A 24,838-nucleotide genomic window follows, 5' to 3' on the forward strand; every position below is an offset into this window, starting at 1 on the left:
TTACTTTATGCTCTCTTTTAATGCCTCTAGGTTTTTCTCCATGGTAGAAATGTAAGTTTCACCCGCTTCGATTTGTTCATTCGTCAAACTCTCAAGGGGGTTGAGTACTTCCAGTTTTACGCCTGTTTCTTTTGATAATGTTTCAGCTACTTTAGATGACGCATTTTCTTCAAAATAGATGACTTCGATTTTATTTTGATCGACAAAATCCTTCAATTCAGCCAATCGACTAGGCGTAGGCTCTTGATCCGGTGAAACTCCTGAGATGGCTACTTGTTTTAGGTCATAGCGATTTGCTAAATAAGCAAAGGCAGCATGTTGCGTCACAAACGTTCGATTCGTTGCACCTTTTAATGCCTCTGTATAGGTCTGATCCAATGCTTCTAATTTTTTGATATAAGCTGCGGCATTTTGGTCAAATGTGTCTTTCATATCTGGATATTTTTTGCCAAGCTCTGTAGCAATCGTCTGTACTTCTTGAATCGCTAATGTTGGATCTAACCAAACATGAGGATCATAGGCATGGTCATGCTGATGTCCTTCTGATTCTTCGTGCTCTTCTTCATGTTCTTCTTGTGACTCTAGACGCTCAATTCCCTTAGCGGCTTCGATCATCAACGTTCGATCGGTATCGACCGTGTCTTTCAATGAGTCAACAAAAAATTCCATATCTGAACTGTTATAAACAAAAACATCTGCATCCGCAATGGTTGCACTTTGTTTGGCACTTGGCTCAAAATCATGGGGTTCCGTTCCTGCGGGGATCAATAATTCGACCTTCCCAGTATCACCAACGACTTCTTTCGTAAATTCATACATCGGGTAAAACGTTGCGACAACGTTCAACTCATCTTGTGCCGATTCTTGGGTTGTCTGTCCACACGCTGTAAATAGGAAAGCTCCTATTGCTAAAGATGCGACCAATAAATATTTCTTCATATATGCTCCTTTCAAAACAAATCGTAATATTACGATTTATCAACGAGGATTAATGTACCAAATTAAAAAAAAACAGTCAATAGTTTAAACTGATTTTCTGATTTAAAAGCAAACTTGTTCTGTAAATCGGAAAACAAATGAATCGCCTATCATATCAGCAACGAACGTAACCGTTTTCTTTCGATTTCGGTCAAAAAGTGACTTTTCAAAGCATCTACTTTTCGGTAACAATGAATCATTATCTTGTGACCAACGACTGAAAAAGTGGGGGCAGAAGTAACAATAAGGCGCCAACCACAAAATTTGAAGAACAATTTTCGTGGATGACGCCTTATTTCTCGAGGCTAAACACTTCTGTTTCGACCTCTTTTACCGTTTATTTCTCGGAACTGACTACTTCCGTCACAACCTCTTGTCTCTTTCATGCGTCTATAGCGTTCTGACAAGATAAACTTCCTCACAAAAACCTTTCAATCCGTTGTAGACTCTTTGGGCTCTGGAATAATGTTGACAAAGGGCAAAAACAGTTGGACCACTGCCACTCATCAGGGCAGCGTCTGCACCATATTTGATCATCCGCTCTTTGATTTGATAAATGACCGGATGACGTTTCCCTGTCACATCTTCAAGACTGTTTCCCATTTTCGTCAACATTTTTTGATAATCTTGCTGACGAAGCGCATCAGCCAACCCAGGAATATCTTGGTGTTGGATTTTTTGCGTATCGATTTCTCGAAAAACAGTTCGTGTCGAAACACTCATTTTAGGTTTTACTAAGATGATCCAGCAAGAGGGCATCGCTGGTAATAATTGGACGATTTCTCCTTTTCCACCTACGTAAGCTGTTTGTCCGTAAACACAGTAAGGTACATCTGTCCCCACTTCCAGACCAATCTCTGCTAGTTCTTCTAAACTACAACCTAACTCCCACAACCGGTTGATTCCTCTTAATGCTGCAGCACAATCTGTACTTCCACCACCAAGTCCAGCAGCGACAGGGATATTTTTCTTCACAACGATTTTTACGCCTTTTTTTATTTGATATTTCTTTTTCAGCAACAAAGCTGCTTGATACACATTGTTACGCTGATCTACCGGTAAAAATGCTTTATTCGTCTCAACAATGATCCGATCTTCCGATAGCTCTTCAAAGAACAAGTGATCAGCTAAATCTACACTTGACATCACCATTTCCAACTCATGATACCCGTCTGGTCTTTTATATAACACATCCAACCCTAAGTTTATCTTCGCTGGTGCTTTTTCAATCAATTCCATCCTCTCACCCATTCGAAAAGTCTAAGTCGAAAGTATTCTATCATAGGGGAAAATAAAAGTATAGCTTCCACCAACATGCGTAAACACTTTCATCGCAGCTTTACAATCATTTTTACAATTCTGTCAGAACTTCTTCCGCTAGGCTTGTTCCTTTTTCTTTCCCTTTACCAATCAATAAGAAGAGTTGCCATGTGGCTAATGTAAAACTACTCCCTTTCATATACGCAAAATAACGCCCTTCCCAATGCGTGACATACCGTTGTTTTTCTTCGTAAGCTAATTGGAACGAGTAAAAGAAATTTCCGTAATTAAAGATGATTCGCATCACTTTTTCTTGCAAGAACGAAAAATCCGTTTCTCCGACATTTGCAAGTGGAGCTAGTCCGAGATTCGCTTCTGTGTACCCTTTTTTACGATAGACATCCAATAGATTGGCAAGTAAGTAATCGCCTAGACTATTCGGCTGGTTCGGTAGATAGCGTAACAAATCATACCCCGCTTGACGGTCATTGATTGGTTGAGATGTGATAAATCCAACGATTTGTTGTTCTTTACGAACAATGCCAATACCGCTCATCAAAAGATACTCTTTATCAAAATAGCCGACAGAGAAATGCTTTTCACGAGAACCATCCAACCATCTTTGCGAAACTTCCTGAATCGGTTCGAGCAATTCTTCAGGTAAATGGTCATACCAGGTAAAATGGTACCCATCGTTCGTCAAACGTTGCAATTCGATCTGCTTTGTTCGCCATTGTAGCGCGTCCGAAGAAAGATCAGTGATCGCTGCCTCTCCAACTTTCGCAAAGTGAAACCCTGCTTCGTGAAGCATGACGACATAACTTTCGGACACTTTATAAAAAGCCAATTCATAGCCAAAACAATCCGCTTTTTTCAAAAACTCATGCGTAGCTGTCCGTATTTTCGCTGGATCACCAATCGGATCACCAAGGACAAAACATTTATTTCCTTTGATTTGGTAACCAAATACTACTTGATCTTGACCATTTTCCTGATAATAAAAATAAGTATATCCAGGCAAGCGTAAATAATGACTAGCTGCGGTGCCACCATAGGCCGTCAAAAGGCGTTTTAAACGCGTTTGGTCCAAAGGCTCCCCAAATCCTGTTTCTGAAGCTAAATATTGATACAACGCAACTAACGCAAGTAAAGAGATACCTAAGCCAATCAATCCAGAAAACCAAACATCCTCAGATGGAAAGAGAATAAAGCGATTCGCTGTCAAATCACCTACCCAAAAACTACCGCGATGGTAGCCCGCGATTGCATAGACAATAAATAAAAAGCCAAACAAACACGCATCAAATATGATTGCTCCCCATGAATAGACAAACTTTTTACGATAAAACTCTTTTCGGGATAACCAAACCGCTAACAAAATCAAAAGATATACAACGATCAGTTCCCATGATAATGTTCGCATCACGGTGTTGATGATTCCAAAAGTAAGTAAAGCAATTGTAGGAATAAACGCTTTTTTGACTTTCATCGCTAAAGCTCTAGCTAATCCTAACAACAAGAACCCAATCAGCAGATTCAATGACTGATCTAAAAAATCAAACGAAAAGGGCAAGAGTATTTGAAACAAGCGACTGACGGTTGAAAGATTCGTGATCGTTGAAAGTAAGACCATCATGATCCCCGCAAAATAAACAGCGCACACTAACACCAAATGAGCAATTTTTTGAAAAAATAATCGGGGAATATTATCCAAAAACCGATTGATTTTGACTCCTGTGTGTGTCAAAAATAAAACAATCCCTGAAAGAAATGGCAGAACATAGTAGAACAACCGGTAATAAAGTAACCAAACAAGTGCAATATCTTGCCGCACGCCTAGTTGACTCATCCCTAAGATCATCAGCACATCAAATGTACCTACACCACCTGGCACCATCGTCAACATTCCGATCAACGTGGCAATGATAAACATAGGGTACAAAGACCATAAAGAAATATCTACGCCCATCAAGTGTCCAATCAACAAGAAAACTACTAAGGCACCGGTCCATTGTCCAAAGGAAGCTAGGAATAAGCCAAGCAAGCCTTTGGGATAAAATTCTGCAAATAGTGTTTTACGTTTCAAGTATGCAAACAAAAAGATAAGCGGTGCCAAAAAGCTACCACCAAATAACCAAATCCAATAACTGCGAAATACACTATCTGTTTGAAGAAAGAATACATTGATGAATGTCACTAATGACCAAATAGAAAGACCAGTCAATAGAAACAAAGCAACCTTAGATACTGTCGCCAACACCATCTTTCGATTGGTGTGCTTACCATAGAAACTTGCACGCAAGCTTGCTCCGACAATCCCACCGAATCCTGCCAAGTTATTGATCGTATTCGTGATCCATGCAGATAATAAAAAGTCTTTACGACTCATTTTGGGCTTGCCCTGTTTTTCCAATACTCGAATCGTTACCCAATCATAAAGTAACATTGGCATTACCCCAATCAAACCTGCTAATATCATCCATGCCAGTGTGGCATGGCTTTGCTGTTCCATCGTGTGCCAGACATCTTGCCAACTCATTCCATGGGCAATGTTTGCGACTTGATTTGCCACAAAAACAAGGATCGATCCAAAGAAAATCAATTTTAAAATCAACTGGTGTGCTTTCACCCACTGGATCATGATCTGTAATTTATTTTTCACCGGCACCCTTCCTCACCTGTAGACTTTCTAAACATATACATTCATGTTATCTTATTTACATTGATTTTTCCACTTTGGACATTAGGTTGTGAAAGAAGCGTTCAGCACTAAGGCATAAGACAGAAAAATTGAAAATGGTTGTTTCATTTTTGATTTTTTTGGCTTATGTCCGAAGTGTTGCTCCTTGAACACCGTTTATCAAGGTCGTGAAAGAAGCGCTTTGACCTGAGCAGTAAGAAGAGAAATCGGAAAATAGTTCCTCATATTTTTTGATTTTTCAGCTTAGTGTTGAAGGTCAGCTTCTTGAACACCGTTTATCGAGGTTGTGAAAGAAGCGCTTTGACCTGAGCAGTAAGCTGGAAAATCGGTTCGTCTCTCGACTTGCAGATTCTGAGAAAGAAAGCTATGCTAAAAACCAAAGGAGAGGATTACATGAAAATCGGATTTATCGGTACAGGAAATATGGCTCAAGCAATTATTCATGGTATTTTGGCAAATAATCTTGTTGCTAAAGAAGATATTTTTGTTTCAAGCGGTCATTTCGAAAATGCGCAACGTTTTGCTGGTAAAGTCGGAGTCAATGCTTGTCAAACCAATCAAGAGATTGCTGAAAAAGCAGAAGTCATTGTTTTAGCAGTGAAACCAAAAATCATCGAACAGGTGTTACATGAATTACGCGATCACCGTAAACAACAGTTGTTTATCTCAATTGCTTCAGGAAAATCGCTTGCAACACTAGAACAAGCACTTGATCCAGAAGCTGCTATCATTCGGGTGATGCCCAATGTCAATGTAAGTGTTGGTGCGGGTGTTTCTGCAATCTGTAAAAACCAAGCAGCAACAAATGAACAGTTGACACAAGCGACAAAGATCTTTGAAGCAATCGGTAGTGTTTATCCTTTAGCAGAAGATGATTTTAGTACATTTATCGGTTTAGCTGGAAGCTCCCCTGCTTTTATTTATATGTTGATCGATGCAATGGGGCGTGCGGGTGTTTTACATGGACTTCCTAAAAAAACAGCAACAGAGATTGCAGCCAAAGCGATTTTAGGTTCATGTCAAAAATTTCTAGCAAGTGATGAAAATCCTTGGGAATTAGTTGACCAAGTATCATCTCCAGGTGGAACGACAGTTGCTGGTGTCGTTGCATTAGAAGAAGCTGGGTTTATCCCCGCGGTCATTACAGGGATCACGAAAACAATCGAAAAAGACAAAGAAATGTTGTAAACGAAGAAGCGATACAAGGATAGACTGAAAAAAATAAAATTTAATATTGTTAAAACAAAATAAGCCGAATAATCCGAAAACAACTGTGTCTACTTCCGGATTATTCGGCTTGTTTATATTGAACATTTGCTATTATTTATTTCTTGTTTCTATGCGAAGTAAAAGTTACTCCACATAAAATTAGTATTCCTACAAGCATTAATATAGTGTACAAAAAACGTGTAATCTCAAATCTTTCAACCCCAAATGAGCTTACTATTTTAGGTGGTAAGTAAAAACACAAGAATAGAAGAACCGCATATTGGATTTTTCATATCCTAGTTTCATTCTTAAACGTTTTAATGGATAAAAATGGAACGCCAAAAGCATAGCCTAAACCACTAGTTGGTATTAGTATGGATTTATTTCCTTTCAATAAAAATTCTACCAAGCCGATAAAGGCTAATACAAGTAAAAATATAACTAGTAATTGAATGATGTATTTCTTCATAAGATTAGTCATCTCGTTCTGTACTGCATTCCATGATGTCCCCTCCATGAGTCATTCTACACTTCTCGAACATATAACCCAGTCATGTCACTAGTAGCTAAAGAGGATGCGCTTGCTTTTCCACTAGATAACATACTCATTGTGACAGACAAGGTAAAAATATCAGATTTAATCATTTATACTCCTCTAACATTTAGTGAGAGTGCTCGCTAAACATTAAACCACTCATTTAGAGTACTGTATTCAATAATTTGTGTTTTTTTATTATTACTATTCGAAATACGATAACATACTGTTAATACGTCCTTTATCCGTTGATTTTCAAATTAAATAATAACAATAATACATAAAAATACATAAAAATACTTGTAAATCCACTTTTTTCTGTTACCTTAGAACTGAATAAACGCCGAGAACATCCGTAACCTCTTCGAAAATAAGACTGCAAATTTTTATGCTTACTGTCTTATTTATCGAAGAGGTCGTTCTTCATATTTCAGCTGATACTTACAGTAGTAAAGTTATACTATATCTCTGTGTTTCTCCCTTTCTTTGGCTATTGTTCTTTCTTTACTGTTCTTTTTACAGACTAACCTGTTTTCCCTTCACAATAGACTGCTGGTAAGTGACTGTCGCGTTGGTCTCTTTGCTAACTTTTTTGCCATGACTTATGATCTTTACAAAATCTACCGCTCCTTCTTCTTTTGCCTCTCTTTTAATGCGCGGTTGATCGTGGTGCTCATTTTTATCCTCAAACCCTCTCATGATCCTTGCAAAATCTGCTACTTTATTTCTTTTTTGAGCAGATGCTTCTGTCGGCATTTTTGGTACTTCTTGTTTCCTTTCTAAATTTTTACCTTGTTCTATAACTGAATAATCACCGTTGGACTGCTGGTAAGTTGCTGTTGCATTGGTCTCTTTATTAACCTTTTTGCCATGACTTATGATTGTTGCAAAAGCCACCGCTTCATTCTTTACTTGAGTAGATCCTGCCGTCGTCATTTCAGGCAATTCTTGCTTCTTTTCTAAATCTTTGGTTTGTTCTAAAACAAAGAAATTCCCTGTTTGCATCATCGCTAACACAGTGAATAGCTTTCCATCTCCCAACCCCTCTTCCTTGGTTTCTCTTTTGACGCGCGGTTGGTTGTAGAACTCATTTTGATTGGCAAAATCTCTCATAATCGTTGCAAGCAAGTGAGCATCCGTCAATTTGAAGTTGGTAAATAATAGCGGGTCCGTTTGAAATGCTTTGATGACCGCTTTTTTTGATAACCGAGGTGCATTTTGATGTTTTGCTACCGCTGTAACAAATTGATCAAAATTCGGATGTTTAAAAAACTCCGAGTATCGTTCAAGAAAATCAGATTTTACATTTTCTCCACTCGGCAAAAAACCAGTAGGCGTTAGCCCATAACTAACAATATCATATGTTCCCGAAACAACATGAGTCGTTTCATGCGTGATCGTTATCTCTGGAGGTGCTGCCATCTGGATTCCTGGTAAAACTTCTGGTCTTTTATGAAAAGCATCCGCTACAATAACAATCCGACACTCCGCATCTTCTTTTAATACAAATGCATAGGCTTTCGGAATATCATTACTAATGGAATAATAGGCATGTGTTCTCTCATCTAGAACAAAATCAGTTGAAACGATCCAAATATTTTCAAATCCCCAGTCTGCTGATTGTCGCAGAAATTGTTCGCCTTTTGTTGCGATCGAAAGGAGTCTCTTGACCGATTCCTTTAAAATCTTCTCTTGCTGAAAAGAAGGCGGCACATCAAGGAATTTTATTAAGTATTGTCCTTCGGCTGTTTCTGCGATTTTGTCTACTTTTAACAATTCCAAACACACGTCTTTGACGATTCTGAAATTTTCTATTGCGTTCTCGAATTCTTGTGGAAGTTTCTCTATAAATGGTCTAAGTGATTCCGGCACCTTACTTATGTCTAAACCGGAAAAAACGCGGAACTGATCCCCTGGTTTCAAAGACAATACTTTGACAATCTCATCAGAAATCGATTTTTGTGCTTTCTCCTCATCAATATAGACTATTCTTTGTGGCTCTGGGGCAAAATTATCCAATGGTTTGATCGGAACTAATTCATCTTCCAACCTTGAAATTCCGTGCATTGGCGAATACTCGATTGCATTCAGCATGTCATACCATCCCCACCATCTATTGGGGGATACTGGAAGGGTATTATACGGCGGATACAATGAATTTTCACTCCTCTGAGCCACTGCCGCTCCATGAGATGACCCTACGCCCTCTTTTTTTGAAGTACCTGCTTGTGGAGAATTAGGGCTGTTATGTTGGATAGTCCCTGGATATTTTTCATTGGCTCTTTCTAATGGCGTTTCAAACCGAAAAGCCCCCTTATCCGTATCCAATCGTAATATGGTCATCGGTGCAAGAATATTTTTTTTCACCAAATGATAACGATTCGTTTCCTTGTCCAACAAAACTAACGGAAGGTATTGCTCTCTGATTCTGATATAAGATCGCCCAGCAGAATTCCACATCAAACCATTTTCATCCGGTGGGGATAGCGTAGTCGGCGTCAGTAATGACTCATACTGATTTAATTCCTTTCCTACCTTTTCACGTACTGCTTGCGAAACTGTTGGGCTAGTTTCCGCTTCAAAATACCACTCTATCCCATTAAAGTTTACTGGATGGATCTCTCCTCGATCATATACATCATAACGGACACCGTGATTCTCAATTGTGCTGATTCTGACAGGCACTAGTTTCTTATCCATTTCAATGAGTGTATGGCGAAAATCTCCTTCTCCAGTAACCGTTAAAGTAGTTCCCTCCCCATAAGCTTTAGGATTTAAATTTAGTTCTTCTACAGCGACATCTCTGTTAGGAATCTTCATTGAAATTCGGTTAATCAAATATTTGTGTCTGCGGAAAAAAACTGCCTGTCCCTCGAACAACCTTAGCTTTGTCCCACGCAAGGTAAAACGGTTCCCATAAACGTCCCCCTTTTTCAAATCTGATACTGGAACGTATAAATGATTTTGCACACGTTTCACGCGGATTTCTGGACCATTATTTGGTAAAGTAGCTTGCGTATAACTTTTAGTCCAATCGTGGGCTTCTACTCCAAATTTTTCTAGTTTTGCCGCTACTTCTTTGAGTTCTTTTCTAATAAATACTTGGTTTTTCAAACGTATCAATCCCTTAAATAAAGCTTGTGAACTATCATGCAGAAATCCTATTCCTGGATCAGCGTAATGGATAGCACTCACAACAATTGATCGAAGTTCTGATGTTTTGGGGAGAAAACGTGTGCTATGACGTACTACACCTGCTGCACCATGTTTCATGATCGTTCTTGCCATGCCAAATGCAAATCTCGTATTAAGTGCAGTGACTTGCCCCAATACAGGAATCAAGGAAACTGCATCGAGCATACAGCTGGGGACCGCTTCACCAATATCTTGATTGATACTACCGACCACACAATCGTAAAAAGGAATCAGATGTTTGAAAACATCCCAAATTTTTTCGACCGTTGTTGTCTCTCTTCCTGAATCATAGAGTTGTCGATAGACTTTATCCCTATGTTTACCGCTGACATGGTTGATAAATGCCTCCTGTGCATTTCCTTGCAATAAAAGTTTGTTCTGATTCGATTCTAGTTTAAGAATATACGGCTTATCTCTGATGAGAACTTTATCGCCATATTTTCGAAATTCATTTTTCCAAAGATCTTGTCGATTAAAAAGCCCATATCGGAGATATAACATCGGATCTTTATCCACCCGATAAAGCTTGTATCCTCCATCTTTTTCTAGCCTTTTCAACGCATAGCATCTTTCTTCTCCTCCACGAGTAACTACAAATAAATCTGTCTCATCTAATGTAAGAAGCGTCTCTACTTCCACCTCTTTTGCCAAAAAGACTGGTGGAAAACCTGATGTTCCTGGTCCGCTTGCCGGATGACTTGCTTTGTGACTCAACACTGCCTGTGCTTCATATATACGACTTTCCGGTGAAAATATAAAATTCAAATCATCTTTATGAAATGAATCCACCTCAAGTTGGATCAGAAACTGGTCCAACGAATAAAAAGATTCAGATACAGCTTTCGTTAACCGCGTATACCATTGATTGATATCTGGTGGAATCCATGGACCAGGACAGGGGTTTCCGCCGGCGAGATAAACTTGCCTACCCGCAAGACTAACCCTGATACCGAGTCTTTTGCACTCTTCCAGTACTTCATCCGCAAGCGCTGATTGTTGGCGCCAGTTAATTACTGCAGTTTGATAAGATAAGACCAGGTCATCGACAATTTCTTGCTTTTTTATTAGTTCAAAATAGCCGCGCTGCAAATAATTGATAAAGGTACTTAACACGACTTGTTGATAGTTCCCTTTTGCTAATGGACCTTTTAGAACATCTGGGTCCAACTGAGCCGTAGCCAGTGTCGCTGGAACTAAAAGATGAGAAATTTCTTCGACAGTATCAATCCCTTTATCTCTAAAACTTTCAAAAAAAAGTTCGCCTACTGATTTGATTTCTGTCTGATTGAATTTCTCAAGATAGCCTAAATCCTTTAATATTCTAGAACCTGTCATTTGCATTAAAGAATCATAATCAGCGATCAATACATCGTCGCCAACCTCACTTGATTTAAGAAAATAATTAGGTAGTGCTCGATTCATAAAAGTGATCCATAGTTTAGTGATATTATTTTGTGTGCCCGTTTTTTGGTCTACTTGTTGCGTGGCAGATTTCGGTGAGATGTTGATTAGATCTGCTTTTATCAACTCTTCTACTGAAAATGACTTCCTAAGCTGGCCGATCGTAAATGTAGACGGGTTAGATGAATCAATGATTTTTTGTGCTGCATACCCTTCGATTGTGGTGCCCAGGACATTTTCAACTGTCCATTTCATTACGGTCAATTCAGCGTCCCTATCTGAGATCCTTTCCTCTGGTTGTCCACCATATAGTTTTAACTCTTTCAGGATTACTTTTGCTACCGCTTGGACTTTCTCAGATGAGACTCTGCCATCCATTCCAGTTTGTCCAAACCATCCCCCCATAGCGGACAAAATATCCTCTTTGGTTCCTTGGGTAGCTGACAACATGCCTTTTTGACGAAAAAATGTCTCAACTTGTGTCATGATTTTCTTATCCAACCACTTATTAGTTGTTCCTGCTGATGTAGATGCTTCTTTTCCATTCTCAGTTACAGGGGAAGTTGTTGTAGTCAAAACCAAATCATTGACTTCGATCATGTCCCACAACCAATTAGTAACCGTGATTTCTGCGCCTTTATTTGAAATGACCCCATCTACTTCCTCACCAAGGATGACTTGAGCAATTTGTTTCATTTTAACCATGTCTATAACCTCTTGATTTGCTCCTTCTAGCAGTACCCAGTTTGAGACTACTTTCGCAAAAGCATTGCCATCCGTAGTTTTACAATCTACGCCTTTTTCAGTTAAAAATTTAGCGACTCTTTGTTTTGCTTCCTCTAACTTTGTACGATCTATAGTAGTATGTAACACTTCTTTTGACTGGTTGTCCGTTTGCGTCATAGCCTTAAAATCATTTTCTGAAAAAAAACGTTCAATCTTTTGTTTCACTTCTTCTTCACGCTTCTGTTCTTGATTCTTTTTGATTTGTTCAATATCGATCCCAAGACGATCATCTTGCCCTTTCTTATACGTATAGCCCATTTGTGCGTTATTGTTTTCCCACTGCAATACAATCGCTCGTGCCTCAGTATCCGTTAAAGGGATAGCTTCCCCACCATAAGCCCTCAAAATCATATTCGCTGCTATGTTCTGTCTTTTGCTGATTTCTTCATACTGTAAGCCTTCAGAAATCCATTTTTGCAACAACAATACCAGTTGACGTGGCGTTGCCGTTGTTAAATACATTTGTTCTTTATACAGGAACTTTCCGACTACCTCATTCGCCTTGTGGGTATTCTCTCGCATATCAAAAATCTGTTTATGATAATAAATTGGCACGATTAGTGTTTGCTTAGGAATACTATTTGGTCGGCCATGGATAAAGTCTTCATAGATTTGATTGTTTTCTTTTAAATGTTTTTTTACTTGAAGCATCGAGACTGTCTCTGCTGGTGATAAATCATATTGATTGGTTTGTCTCGACTTCTCTTTATAACGATATCCCATTAGCAACGTGTTGGTTTTCCATTGCTTATAAATTGATTGTAATTGTATATCGGATAAGAAATCTCCTAATCTACTATTTTCAATTCCGTAACCTTTGTGGATGAGATAAGCTAAATACTGCGCCCGTTCTGACTGTATGGTTTGGTCATTTTTCCAATTTCTACCTGCCCAATTTTGAACAACCTTAATCAGCTCCAAGTCGGTATCTATCTGACTAACAACTCCAGTACCGATGAAAAAAGACTTCAGCTTACGATTCACATCAGTTGTCTTGTTTTTCTGGTGAAAAAGTTGTTCATCAAAATGAAAAACCGGCAATAATTCTGACTGATCAAAGGGTTGTATATCTTGAGAGATGGCTTCGGTGATTTGAAGAACCTTTCCATAGTCAGAAGCACTGATAGGCACAAATAAATTATTGAGTGGATCATTTTCTGTGATTGTTTCATTATATGTTTGCATTGGATTGACATCAATTTCTTTCATTTCAGTAAAAGCATATGGTTTAAACACGTTATTTGTTTCCCATTGAAAGAAAATATTGATTGCTCTAATTGCAGATAACTGCGCGACTGAAAGACCATACGCACGAAGAATAATCATAGCAAGTTGTTGTCTCTTTTCAAGAAGTTGATGATTGGATGCACCTCTATTCGCCCAGCTTTGAAGACCAAGAAAAAAATCATTGATTGGCTTCTCTTTAATGTCACATAATTCACTATATTGTTCACAAACAGCCTGTCTGATGCTTTCATTTGCTTTGTCTGTGTCACTACGCTGCCCAAAGACTTCTTGGTCATACCAAAACGGTGGAAATGGTTCATTGACTGGTACGGGTGACGGTTTATTTTCCATGTAAGCTAACATGACTTTGTTTATTTTTTCATGTGTTTCCTCAGAAAGAGCTTCTGACGATTTCAGTCCGATAAGCGATGGATTGACTAGCGATAGATTTGTTGTTGTCTCAGCTAAAGAGGACGCATTCGTCAACTGCGTAGGAATAGTCCCTGCTTCTGCGCCAATCCTAATTTTTAAGTAATCAAAATGTTCAACAAAATGGTCAATCGCTTCTGAAAAATCTTCGGCTAAAGCAATGAGTTTTGCTGAGATGCTCACTTCTGTTCCATGAGGTACTCGTATTTTCGAATTATTTGCCCGAAGCTGCTGACTTAAAATATGTTGCTCATCATATTTCCTATTATCTTTGCTTAACGGATCAGGAAGTGTCGCTTGTGTTCTAGAATCGCTAGAGAAAGTTTGTATTAACAACTCTGTAAAATGTCCTAAACTATTGTATTTTGAATCTGTGGGATTCTTTGGATCAATGACCTGTTCATGTTGATGAAAAAAAGTACTGAATACTTCTTTTAACCCATCCCAAAAAGAATTGACACTAAGAGTTACATTTTCTGGTATTGGTACATCTGTGGTCGTTTCGTTCTTTTGATAGTTTTTTTCAAAAGTCGTTTGAAAAAGATTCTTTAACTTTTCAGCCGCATTACTTGCATTAAATTGCTGTGGATCATTTGCATCCGTACTTTTTTTGAATGAAAACTGCTGTAAAGAATGTGTTGTATGACTTCGTGCTTCGTTCAATGAGTGTGATTCAGCGATAGCATTTTGGCATACTGTCTTAAAATGGATTTGTGTATGATTTTTATTTTCCCACAAACCGTATTCTCTTTTATAGGAGACTTGTTCGCTAGTCGTACAATCAATAAGTGTTGAGATACCATGAGCAAATTTGTGCACATCTATACTAAATTGGTGAGCAGCGTCTGCTAAATTTGAAAGTGGAGAGACAAATTCTGGTTTGTATTGTTTGAGTTGGGTGGTATTCGTTGGTAAAGGAGGAGTCATTCTTTTGGGGTTTAAAGTCGAGCTAGACTTGAGCGCAGGCATCCGTACCTGATTCCCGACCTGTTGTATTTCAACATGCGTATCCACTTCTAAAGCCGCACCTGCATCTTGAACCGCTCGTTGCTGATTAGGATAGTCCTCTGGCATTCGTAGCCCAGATAGAACACTCCACATAAAGAGGAATCCTGTAGGGGTTAGGAGGTCTCTCGGGGTCTGACCTGACTTACTTGCAATCTCATACATCGTATTTTGTCGTTCTTTGGGGTCATCCTTCTTATTAAATTCATTGTAGAACTCACCGATTTTTCGATTAAAATCTTCGCCTGGCATTTCTTCTCACTCCTTCATTAAAAGATGCAAATCAAGTGAATAAGGTGTTAAAAATCACTAGTTTTATTTGCTTTTCTACAAATCTCTTCTCCCCTTCACTTTCATCATACAAGGGTGGTAAAAATTTATGTGCCTTTTATTCAAGTATTTTAGAAAAAAATGGTCAAATAAATTAGATTGAATGTTCCAAGATGAAATGCCTGATTTTCAATTTATTACTCAAGAAGGTGTGCATTTTTTTGCTAGGTAAAAAGGAATTCATTTAAGTGTTTTTACACCTAAAACGACTGAGATGAACACTTCCTGTCATTTCAGCCGTTTTTTATGGATGTATGTAATCATATCTTTTCTTATTGTCTTGTTTTAATTTATTTATTTTTTAGATTTGAGTTTAACGATCGACAATTCTATGACATAGTAAAACATCAGACTATAAATGCCACTCGGCAGGAAATCACGGTTCACGATATATTCAATCGTGATCCCAAAAGCACTCCCAAACAATCCAGAATAAATGACGATTAGATAGGGATGATCGTCGGCAAATTTCATTATTTTCATCAGCAATATGCTTCGCCTCCTTATACTATAGTTATTTCAAGTATTACTATACCGTTAAAAAACTATGGATATCCTATCTGTTATAAAAGATCATTTTAAAGTCATAAGCGTTGTCACGATCTGTTATGCCCTAGAATCAAAAAAATGACCCATCAGACTAATCTGTTGGGTCATCCTATGTTTAACTATTTTTTATTTCGCATAATCGGTTGCACGAGTCTCGCGGATCACGATTACTTTGATGTGTCCTGGATAATCCAGATCATCTTCGATTCGTTTACGGATATCGCGTACTAAGCGCACCGCATCTAAATCAGAGATTTCTTCTGGTTTGACCATGACGCGTACTTCACGTCCGGCTTGGACAGCAAAACTTGATTCAACACCGGCAAAGCTGTTTGAGATCGTTTCTAGACTTCTCAAACGACGGATGTAGTTTTCCAATGATTCACTTCTTGCACCTGGACGAGCTGCTGATAATGCGTCCGCAGCGGCAACTAGTACAGAAATAACAGAAGTAGCTTCGACATCGCCATGGTGAGAGGCGATTGCGTTGATCACAACTGGATTCTCTTTGTACTTCGCAGCTAGTTCTGCACCGATCTCAACGTGAGAACCTTCGATTTCATGGTCTAACGCTTTTCCGATATCATGAAGCAAGCCCGCACGTTTTGCCAATTGGATATCTTCGCCTAATTCCGCCGCTAAGATTCCTGATAATTTCGCTACTTCGACCGAGTGTTTCAACACGTTTTGGCCATAACTTGTTCGGAAATGTAGACGACCCATGATCTTGATCAAATCTGGATGAAGCGTGTGTGCACCTACTTCAAAGGCTGCTTCTTCTCCATATTCACGAATCCGTTCGTCCATTTCTTTACGTGATTTTTCAACCATTTCTTCAATACGCGCTGGATGGATCCGTCCATCTTGAATCAGTTTTTCTAATGTCATTCGTGCGATTTCTCGACGAATTGGATCAAATCCTGAAAGAACGACTGCTTCTGGTGTATCATCAATGATCAAATCGATTCCTGTAAGAGTTTCAAGGGTTCGAATATTTCGTCCTTCACGTCCGATGATACGACCTTTCATTTCGTCATTTGGTAATGTCACGACGGACACTGTCGTTTCAGAAACTTGATCTGCTGCACAACGTTGGATAGCCAATGATAGCAAGTTCTTCGCTTTGCGATCTGCTTCTTCTTTTGCACGTTGTTCTGATTCTTTTACCATCAAGGTCAGTTCATGATTCAACTCTTCTTCGGTTGATTTCATGATTACTTCTCTTGCATCTTCTTTCGATAAACCAGCAATTTTTTCTAATTCTTTTTGTTGATCTTCAATCAATCTTTCAACGTCTTTTTCTCGCTCTTCAATTAATTGCTGTTTTGAACTAAGTGCCTCTTCTTTACTTTCAAGTGAGTTTTCTCGTTTTTCTAACGAGTCATCTTTACGATCTAACGTTTGTTCGCGTTGGATCAATCGATTTTCTTGAGATTTTAGCTCTAATTTACTTTCTCTCAGCTCACTTTCAACTTCAGAACGATATTTCTGATTTTCTTCCTTAGCTTCCAACAATGCTTCTTTTTTTAGAGTTTCTGCTTCTTTTTTTGCACTCTCAAGAATACTTGCAGCTGATGTTTTTGCACCAGCAATTTCTTTCTCATGACGTGACTTCGCAACCATAAACCCTAAACCAAGACCGACAATTAAACCGATGATAGCGAGGAGAATGTTGAGTCCCATTAAATCCACCTCCATACTATCTTTTCCATTTTTATCATCTACCAATTTCTATGATAAATTATTCTAAACTATAAATATGCTGTTGCATACGTGCACAAAAACGTGCACAAGTTTATTCTAATGTTTGTTTCCAGTAGTGTCAACTTTAAATACGAAAAGAAACGGCTTCCTCGATTTTCAAAAAAGGATGGTTTTGAAGAGACAATAACTTATTTTTTTGGTCTTATTCTAGACAAAAATAAAAAAACATCCGGTAGTTATTTGACTGCCGGATGCCCGCTTACTTCTTTATTCATCTAATGGTAATTCTTCTTGTGCTTCTTCTGGTACATCAACTGGTTCACCGATACCATAAGCTGCACGCACTAATGTAGATACTTCAGCCATCATCTCTGGATGATTTGACATATAGATTTTCGCGTTTTCACGACCTTGACCGATGCGATCTTCTTTGTAAGAATACCATGCACCACTCTTGTCAACGATATCTTTTTCGACTGCCATATCCAATAGCTCGCCTTCTTGAGAGATACCTAAACCATACATAACATCGACTTCAGCGATTTTGAATGGTGGTGCTACTTTATTTTTTACGACTTTGATCTTTGTACGGTTACCGACAATATCCGTTCCTTGTTTCAATTGTTCAGCACGGCGTACTTCCAAACGGATCGTTGCATAGAACTTCAATGCACGTCCTCCTGGTGTGATTTCTGGATTACCGAACATCACGCCAACTTTTTCACGAATTTGGTTGATGAAAATCGCGATCGTTTTGGTTTTGTTGATCGATCCTGAGAGTTTACGTAAGGCTTGAGACATCAAACGAGCTTGTAACCCTACGTGTGAGTCCCCCATCTCCCCGTCGATCTCTGCACGTGGTACTAAAGCTGCTACTGAGTCAATAACGACAATATCTACTGCACCACTTGATACTAAAGCATCAGCGATCTCTAATCCTTGTTCTCCGGTATCTGGTTGAGAAAGGAGCAATTCATCGATATTTACCCCTAATTTTTGGGCATATTGTGGATCTAAGGCATGTTCCGCATCAATAAAGGCGGCAGTCCCACCATTTTTTTGGACTTCTGCGATTGCATGGAGTGCAACCGTTGTTTTACCTGAACTTTCTGGTCCGTAGACTTCAATGATCCGTCCACGTGGATAGCCACCTATCCCTAAAGCAACATCTAGTGCAAGAGAACCACTTGGAATTGTCGAGATTTGTTGGTCGATTTTTTCGCCCAGTTTCATGATCGAACCTTTCCCATAGTTCTTTTCAATTTTTTTCAATGCAGCATCTAAGGCTGCTTTACGATCATCTGCCAATACGATAATCCTCCTTATTTTTACGACTCAAAGTAACATTTCATTACGTTTATAATATCTTTTTTATTTATAAAAAGCAAGCAAAAACCGAACAAATATTCGCATTTATTTTTTTCTTAATAGTTGCTTTCTCAACAGATCAAATCCTTGCATAATCGCGCTATTTCTGATTGCCGGACGGTCTCTCGTGAAGTGACATTCTTTTGTCTCTACGCCTTCTTCTGACGCAACGGCAAGCCAAACTGTCCCAGCAGGATGCCCTTCTAATGTGTCAGGTCCTGCCACACCGGTAAACGCTACGGCATAATCTGTGCCGACGAGTTGGCGCGCTCGGATCGCCATTTGTTCGGCACATTCTTTACTGACTGTGCCATACTGTTCTAACAGGCCTGCATCAATCCCTAAGAGCTTTGCTTTGGTCTCTGCTGAATAAGTCACAAAGCCACCAGAAAAGACTTGAGAGACGCCAGGAATTGCTCCTAACGCTGATTGAAAGGCTCCAGCTGTCAAACTTTCAGCCGCTGTGACTGTCTTCCCTTGTTCTTTTAGTAGATCGACGACGGCTTGTGGTAACGAATAGTCATCCCCATAGCCATAAAAATATTCACCGACACGGGCTTGGATTTTCTCTTCCAGTGCGTGTAACGCTTGATTCCCAGCATGGATATCTGACGTTTTGACTGTCAATCTCAGCGTGACTTCATTTGGCTTAGCATAGGGAGCGATCGTGGGATTGATTTGTGTGGCAATCAAGTCTTTTAAATCGGTTACTAATTGTGATTCGCCAATCCCATAGAAGCGCAACACTTTTGAAATCAATTTTTCTTCTGAAGGGAATTGTTGTTCTAATAGTGGTCGTACTTGCTCCACAAACATCGGCTTCAACTCACTCGGTGGTCCAGGTAATAAAAGATACGCATTCTTTTCTGTTTGATAAAACGTACCTAATGCTAAGCCTGTTCGATTGGGCAATGGCGTGCCACCTTCAATGATTTGGGACTGTTGTAAATTGTTATCTGTCATTTTTCTTTTTGTTGTTTCAAAAAATGCCAGCAGTTTCTTGTACCCTTCTGTATTTTGGATCAGCTTTCTACCAAGGTGTTTTGCAACAACTTCTTTTGTTAAATCATCTTCTGTTGGTCCTAATCCACCACATAAAATGATCAGTTCACTTCTCGATTCAGCTAACTGGAGTAACTCCTCCAAGCGAGTCGGATTATCCCCGACAACTGTGTGATAATAGACATCGATCCCTAGATCTGCTAGTTGTTCTGATAAAAATGTCGCATTCGTATTCACGACTTGTCCAAGTAATAATTCTGTTCCTACTGCTATGATTTCCGATTTCATGTTCGTTCGCTTCCTTTAGTTGAGGTTGCTTCTGCAACACCTCTATTTATCTGTGAATCAGTCTTTAGTTGACTAATTGTCTCTACCCAATAGTATACGCTATTTGCTGATAGAATCATTTCTCCTTGCTCAATTTATTCCTGTGATCGCGTCTATGTCAAAAAAAATAAAAACCAGATCGGAACGTCCGATCTGATTTCAAAGCTAACTAAGTGATTCTATGAATTTACATTGATCCTTTGAATACGCCACGATTCTTAATGAAGTAATCGACGCCTGAATAGATGGTAAAAATCAGACAAGCGTATAACATGATTTGATCAAGAGGTACGTTGATCAGGTTAAATGGGATATTATTGATAAATAATAAGATAATCGCAATCATTTGAGTAGCTGTTTTTACTTTTCCAGGCCAAGCAGCTGCCATGACTTCTCCATCCTCAACAAGCAATAAGCGTAACCCTGTTACAGCCAACTCACGACACACGATGATTGCAATCACCCAAGCTGGCGCTTTGCCTTGTCCTACTAGCATGATAAAAGCTGTCATAACTAACATTTTGTCTGCTAATGGATCAGCAAATTTTCCGAAGTTCGTCACTAATCCTCTGGAGCGAGCAATTTTCCCATCTAGCCAATCCGTCACACTTGCTAAAGCAAAAATGATGGCACCTACTAGCTGAGTGATCGCTAATGACGTTGTTCCTACCGTTAATTGCCCCCAATCTAACGGGAGACCGACGACTAAAATAAACACTGGAATCATACAGATTCTAAGTACAGTTAATTGATTTGGTAAATTCACAAGAACGACTCCTTTCTTTCCTATTTTACGTCAGTCCAGCAAAAGTTTCCACCAATAGTCTCTCAATTGCTAAACAAACTTTTACCTACTATATTCGTTAATGCCCAAACAAGAAAAGAGAGCCTAAGACGAGATTCCGGCTCTCTTTTACACGGTTGATTTTAAAACTAGTTACTCTGCATACTGCAAGGAAAGCGAAATATTCTTCAGGCTCGTATTATTTGGCCCTGCGTTGATAGGCAGTTCTTCGCCATTTAATTTGACCGTTGCATTACTTGCTGCTCCAAGTGTGATCATTGCATTTGTCGTATTTTCTGGAAGTTCGGTTGTTTTTGTATCATTGGCAACCAAGGTTTCTTGATAGTGATAGTCAAACGTATTGTTCAATTGGACACCGATCCAGACACGTTCACTTGCTGTGAATTCCAAAGTGATCGGTTTTTTCGCATCTTTCACCTCGATCGAAAGCGCACTTCCTGTGTCTTGCCCCGGTGTGATAGTCATTTTTTTCTCTTCTTCTGTTGATTCTGTTGTCGATTCTACGGTTGATTCAACTGTCGATTCACTTGTCTGCGATTCTTCTTCCGTGATCGAACCAACGACAGATACCGTTGAAGCTGTTCCACCAATGATCGGTTCAGATTGACGATCTTGCCATGACATATACGCCACCACTGTGATGATCGCTACAGCTACTAGTCCTAATAAAATCACTGGCAGGCTTGTCCAGAATTTTGTTAGATTCTTTTCTTCTTCGTGCATGGCTTTTCTTGAACCACTTACTGTTTCTGGTTCCGGTCGTTTTTTGATGGTCTCATCTGCGAAAGATTTTTTCCCATCAAAAACATCCACTAAATAATCACCATCTTCACCAACAGCTTCTGCATATTGACGAATAAATGCACGAACATAGAATTTACCCGGCAATTGATCAAATTCGTTTTGATCGATCGATTCCAAGTAACGTTTTTGGATCTTCGTCATTTGTTGTAATTCATCTAATGATATTTTTTTGTTTAAACGGGCTTGCCGTAATTTTTCCCCGATGGTTTCAAAAGCCACTCGTTCATCTTCTCCAGTCTGTGTATTCTAGTCAGGAGGTTGTCTCTCTGCTGAGGATCGACCATTTTTTCTGACTGCTTCTCATTGAATTTTTGCTTTCTTCATGCTCAATGTATCGTGTTCCCTCTATATTGAACAATCTTGCGCTCAATCTACTTAAGAATACCACAAAGCGAACTTACTTTGGATAACAATTCATCTGTTTTAAACTGAAATTTAAAACTTTCTTTTATTCTTAAGAAAAGCATGACAAATCAGTGACTATGTCCAAGAAAACCAGATTTTTTACTGATTTACTTTTTTGGCTGCATATAAAATTCACTAAACACGTCAGCATTGATAAAAGAGCGTCCTACTTGAAGAAGATCCTTCATCTGGATCGATTCAATGATTTCTGGCAGATCAAACAAGGTTTGGTCACCAAATAGACTTTGTGTAAATTGATTGGCGATGTATTCGATGGAGTTCAATGATTGGAAATACTGCCCTAACATTTTCTTTTTCAATAAGTTCAAGTTTTCTTCTGTGATTCCTTCGTCATATTCAAAGTTCAAAAGAATTTCTTTGACTTTTTGTACTGCAAGTTTTGGTTGATCCGAGTCACCACTAAAATCAGCAAAATGAAATTCACGATCTAAACTAAACTCAAAACCAAAACTATCATCGATGATCCCTTCGTTGTAGAGAGATAAATAGTTTTGTGCGGTTGGGCCTAAAAGTAATTGTAGCAACAAACGGATCGCTGTTTTATATCTTAGTAGTTCTCTACCATTTTCAGGTAACTCATCGATTCCTTTGATCCCTAACACAAATTTTTCTCGTGTGACCGCTGCTTCTAAGGTACTCGTCGGCAGAACGTTGGCTTGATTTTTAGGAAAGAATCGTTCGATTTTTTGAGCGGGTGGAAATTCTTTGGCAGCTTGATTGTGGCGAATCAGTTCCATCAATTTTTCTGGTTCCATATTACCGACCACAAATAATACCATATTGCTTGGTTGATAAAAGGTTTGGTAGCAGGTATATAGATCTTCTGCTGTGATGTCAGCGATACTTTCCACTGTTCCTGCGATGTCGATGTGTAACGGATGATCGGGATATAGATTGTTTAAGATACCAAAGAATAACCGCCAATTCGGATCATCTTCATACATCTGGATTTCTTGACCAATGATCCCTTTTTCTTTATTTACTGTTTCTTCAGTAAAATAAGGTGCTTGAACAAAATCAAGAAGCGTCAAAAGATTTTTTTCTACTTGATCCGTCGTTGAAAACAAATAGCTTGTTTTCGTAAAGCTCGTGAACGCATTCGCTGATGCACCTTGTTGACCGAACAACTGAAAAACATCGCCTTCTTCTTTTTCAAATAACTTATGTTCTAAGAAATGCGCGATACCGTCAGGAACTTTCACTTTTTCCGTTGCGCCATAGGGAATAAATTCATTATCGATCGATCCATAATTCGTACTAAATAAACCATATGTTTTGTGATAATCGTTTTTGGGTAACAGGTAGACCGTCAAGCCATTCGGTAAGACTTCGTGATAGAGTGTTTCATTGATTTGACTATACTCTTCTTTATTCATTCTCTTCACCTCCAGCTAAAAAGAAAATTGCTTGTAATTCGATTTGGTTTGCCACTTCTTGAATATCTTTGATCGTTACACGTTCCATGCGAGCCAGCCATTCCTCATCCGACAGCTTGGTATCAGGGAGCCAGTGCGCTAAATAAGCGGACTCGATTGCAGCTTGTGGTGAATCCAAGGACAACAAATAGTGATTACGCAACATTGCTTTGGTTTGTTCAAGCTCCAATTCAGTGACTTCGCCATTCCGTAAACTTGCCAGTTGTTGATGGATCAAGTGCAATACTTGATTCCGGTTTTTGGTCTCGATGCCGGTTTGTACAGTCAATAATCCACGAAAAGTATCAACGTTACTAGAAGCATAGTAAGCTAAACTCTCTTTTTCACGTACATTCATGAAGAGTTTGGAGTGGGGGAACCCTCCGAATAAACCATTAAAGACCATCATTGAAAAACGTTCCGGCTGATCGTAATAAACATTGGTTTGATAGGCTAGATTCAATTTGGCTTGCACAACTGGTTCTTGAATTTGTCGTTCCTTGATCACATTATCTTGTGTTTGTTGATAAAAGATTTCTGGGCGTACCACTTTTCGCTCAGTGAAAGGAAGCTCTTTTAACGCTTCGATCGCCATTGCTTCTTCGATATCACCCACCACAAAAATATCCACTTGGTCTTCCTTGATCATACGTGCATAATATTCTGCTAAGTCGCTTGATGTGATGCTTTCTAGTTCTTCAACGGACCCCATACTTGGGATTTTTTGTGCATCTGACTGTTCAAAATATAATTCTTGTAAAGCTAATGAAGCCATTGTTTGCTTGTCTTCATTTAAGCTTTCCAAATATTGCTTTAAGTTATTTTTCTCTAAATCAAATGTTGCTTGATCAAACGATTGATCGTTGATATTAGGAAAAAAAAGTACCTCTTTTAAAAAGGAAACCGCATTCGTCAAAATCGTACTGTCATTGACATACGCGCCATTGACGAAACTGATTCCCGCATTCATCCAATGTAGATTCCCTTTTTTCCGGACAGAAAAACCAAAACTAGCTCCATACAAATCAGCTAATTTCGCACTTAATTGTGTCTGATCCGGATAGTTCAAGCTATTCGTCTCTAATAAACTACTTAATAGTGAACGTTTAGTAACGATCTCTTTTTCTAAGGCTGTGGTGAACCGTACAAAAATACGGATCGTCTTAAATTGTTTAGTTGGAAGCACATGAAGGTTGACACCTTCTGTCAATTGATAGGCCATAAATAACTACTCCTTTTTGTCATGATCCTTGGATCTCTTAGCGATGATCGTTGTTGTTTCAACGACACGAAAGTTCTCTTTTTTTTGTCCGATTTTTTTTAAGAGTCATTTTCTAGTATAGCATACAAGTGATTGAACGAACGTGTGGGGATATCATTAA

The 24,838-nt window shown here is 38.9% G+C and carries 13 protein-coding genes; 1 reads left to right on the forward strand and 12 read right to left on the reverse strand.

Annotated elements, in window-relative coordinates:
* From CUS89_RS11460 to mprF, 3 genes are all read right to left on the reverse strand, one after another.
* Positions 1-939 carry a metal ABC transporter substrate-binding protein gene (locus CUS89_RS11460; protein ID WP_104872221.1) on the reverse strand — a complete coding sequence of 313 codons (939 nt, stop codon included), beginning with the start codon at positions 937-939 and terminating at the stop codon, positions 1-3.
* Between the two features lie 429 nt (positions 940-1,368).
* On the reverse strand, positions 1,369-2,217 hold the full coding sequence (gene ispE / locus CUS89_RS11465; RefSeq protein WP_019722360.1) for a 4-(cytidine 5'-diphospho)-2-C-methyl-D-erythritol kinase: 849 nt from the start codon (positions 2,215-2,217) through the stop codon (positions 1,369-1,371).
* Positions 2,218-2,329: 112 nt separating this feature from the next.
* Positions 2,330-4,900 carry a bifunctional lysylphosphatidylglycerol flippase/synthetase MprF gene (mprF, locus tag CUS89_RS11470; RefSeq protein WP_104872222.1) on the reverse strand — a complete coding sequence of 857 codons (2,571 nt, stop codon included), beginning with the start codon at positions 4,898-4,900 and terminating at the stop codon, positions 2,330-2,332.
* A gap of 432 nt (positions 4,901-5,332) precedes the next feature.
* On the opposite strand from mprF, the gene proC reads away from it, so the two are divergent.
* On the forward strand, positions 5,333-6,127 hold the full coding sequence (proC, locus tag CUS89_RS11480; RefSeq protein WP_104872223.1) for a pyrroline-5-carboxylate reductase: 795 nt from the start codon (positions 5,333-5,335) through the stop codon (positions 6,125-6,127).
* 1,072 nt (positions 6,128-7,199) lie between these two features.
* Here proC and CUS89_RS11490 read toward each other — a convergent pair.
* The 9 genes from CUS89_RS11490 to yfmF form a co-directional block, all read right to left on the reverse strand.
* The gene (locus CUS89_RS11490) at positions 7,200-14,978 is read right to left on the reverse strand and encodes a QWxxN domain (RefSeq protein WP_104872225.1); all 7,779 of its coding nucleotides are present in this window, start codon (positions 14,976-14,978) and stop codon (positions 7,200-7,202) included.
* A 372-nt stretch (positions 14,979-15,350) separates the two neighbouring features.
* Positions 15,351-15,545 carry a hypothetical protein gene (locus CUS89_RS11495; protein WP_104872226.1) on the reverse strand — a complete coding sequence of 65 codons (195 nt, stop codon included), beginning with the start codon at positions 15,543-15,545 and terminating at the stop codon, positions 15,351-15,353.
* Between the two features lie 186 nt (positions 15,546-15,731).
* Positions 15,732-17,288 (reverse strand): ribonuclease Y, encoded by a 1,557-nt coding sequence (gene rny / locus CUS89_RS11500; RefSeq protein WP_104872227.1) that lies wholly within the window; start codon positions 17,286-17,288, stop codon positions 15,732-15,734.
* A 288-nt stretch (positions 17,289-17,576) separates the two neighbouring features.
* The gene (gene recA, locus CUS89_RS11505; RefSeq protein WP_010734076.1) at positions 17,577-18,617 is read right to left on the reverse strand and encodes a recombinase RecA; all 1,041 of its coding nucleotides are present in this window, start codon (positions 18,615-18,617) and stop codon (positions 17,577-17,579) included.
* Positions 18,618-18,722: 105 nt separating this feature from the next.
* Positions 18,723-19,967 carry a competence/damage-inducible protein A gene (locus tag CUS89_RS11510; protein ID WP_104872228.1) on the reverse strand — a complete coding sequence of 415 codons (1,245 nt, stop codon included), beginning with the start codon at positions 19,965-19,967 and terminating at the stop codon, positions 18,723-18,725.
* Positions 19,968-20,193: 226 nt separating this feature from the next.
* Entirely contained in the window at positions 20,194-20,772 is a 579-nt protein-coding gene (gene pgsA, locus CUS89_RS11515) for a CDP-diacylglycerol--glycerol-3-phosphate 3-phosphatidyltransferase (protein ID WP_019723896.1), read from the reverse strand.
* 171 nt (positions 20,773-20,943) lie between these two features.
* Complete coding sequence (locus CUS89_RS11520) at positions 20,944-21,834, reverse strand: helix-turn-helix domain-containing protein (protein WP_104872229.1); 891 nt, start codon at positions 21,832-21,834, stop codon at positions 20,944-20,946.
* A gap of 293 nt (positions 21,835-22,127) precedes the next feature.
* Entirely contained in the window at positions 22,128-23,417 is a 1,290-nt protein-coding gene (yfmH, locus tag CUS89_RS11525; RefSeq protein WP_104872230.1) for an EF-P 5-aminopentanol modification-associated protein YfmH, read from the reverse strand.
* On the reverse strand, positions 23,410-24,678 hold the full coding sequence (gene yfmF, locus CUS89_RS11530) for an EF-P 5-aminopentanol modification-associated protein YfmF (protein ID WP_104872231.1): 1,269 nt from the start codon (positions 24,676-24,678) through the stop codon (positions 23,410-23,412). Before yfmF ends, yfmH begins: the two co-directional genes overlap by 8 nt.
* Positions 24,679-24,838: the final 160 nt, after the last annotated feature.

Origin of the sequence: Enterococcus mundtii (assembly GCF_002947535.1) — a bacterium.
GTDB classification, from domain to species: domain Bacteria; phylum Bacillota; class Bacilli; order Lactobacillales; family Enterococcaceae; genus Enterococcus_B; species Enterococcus_B mundtii_B.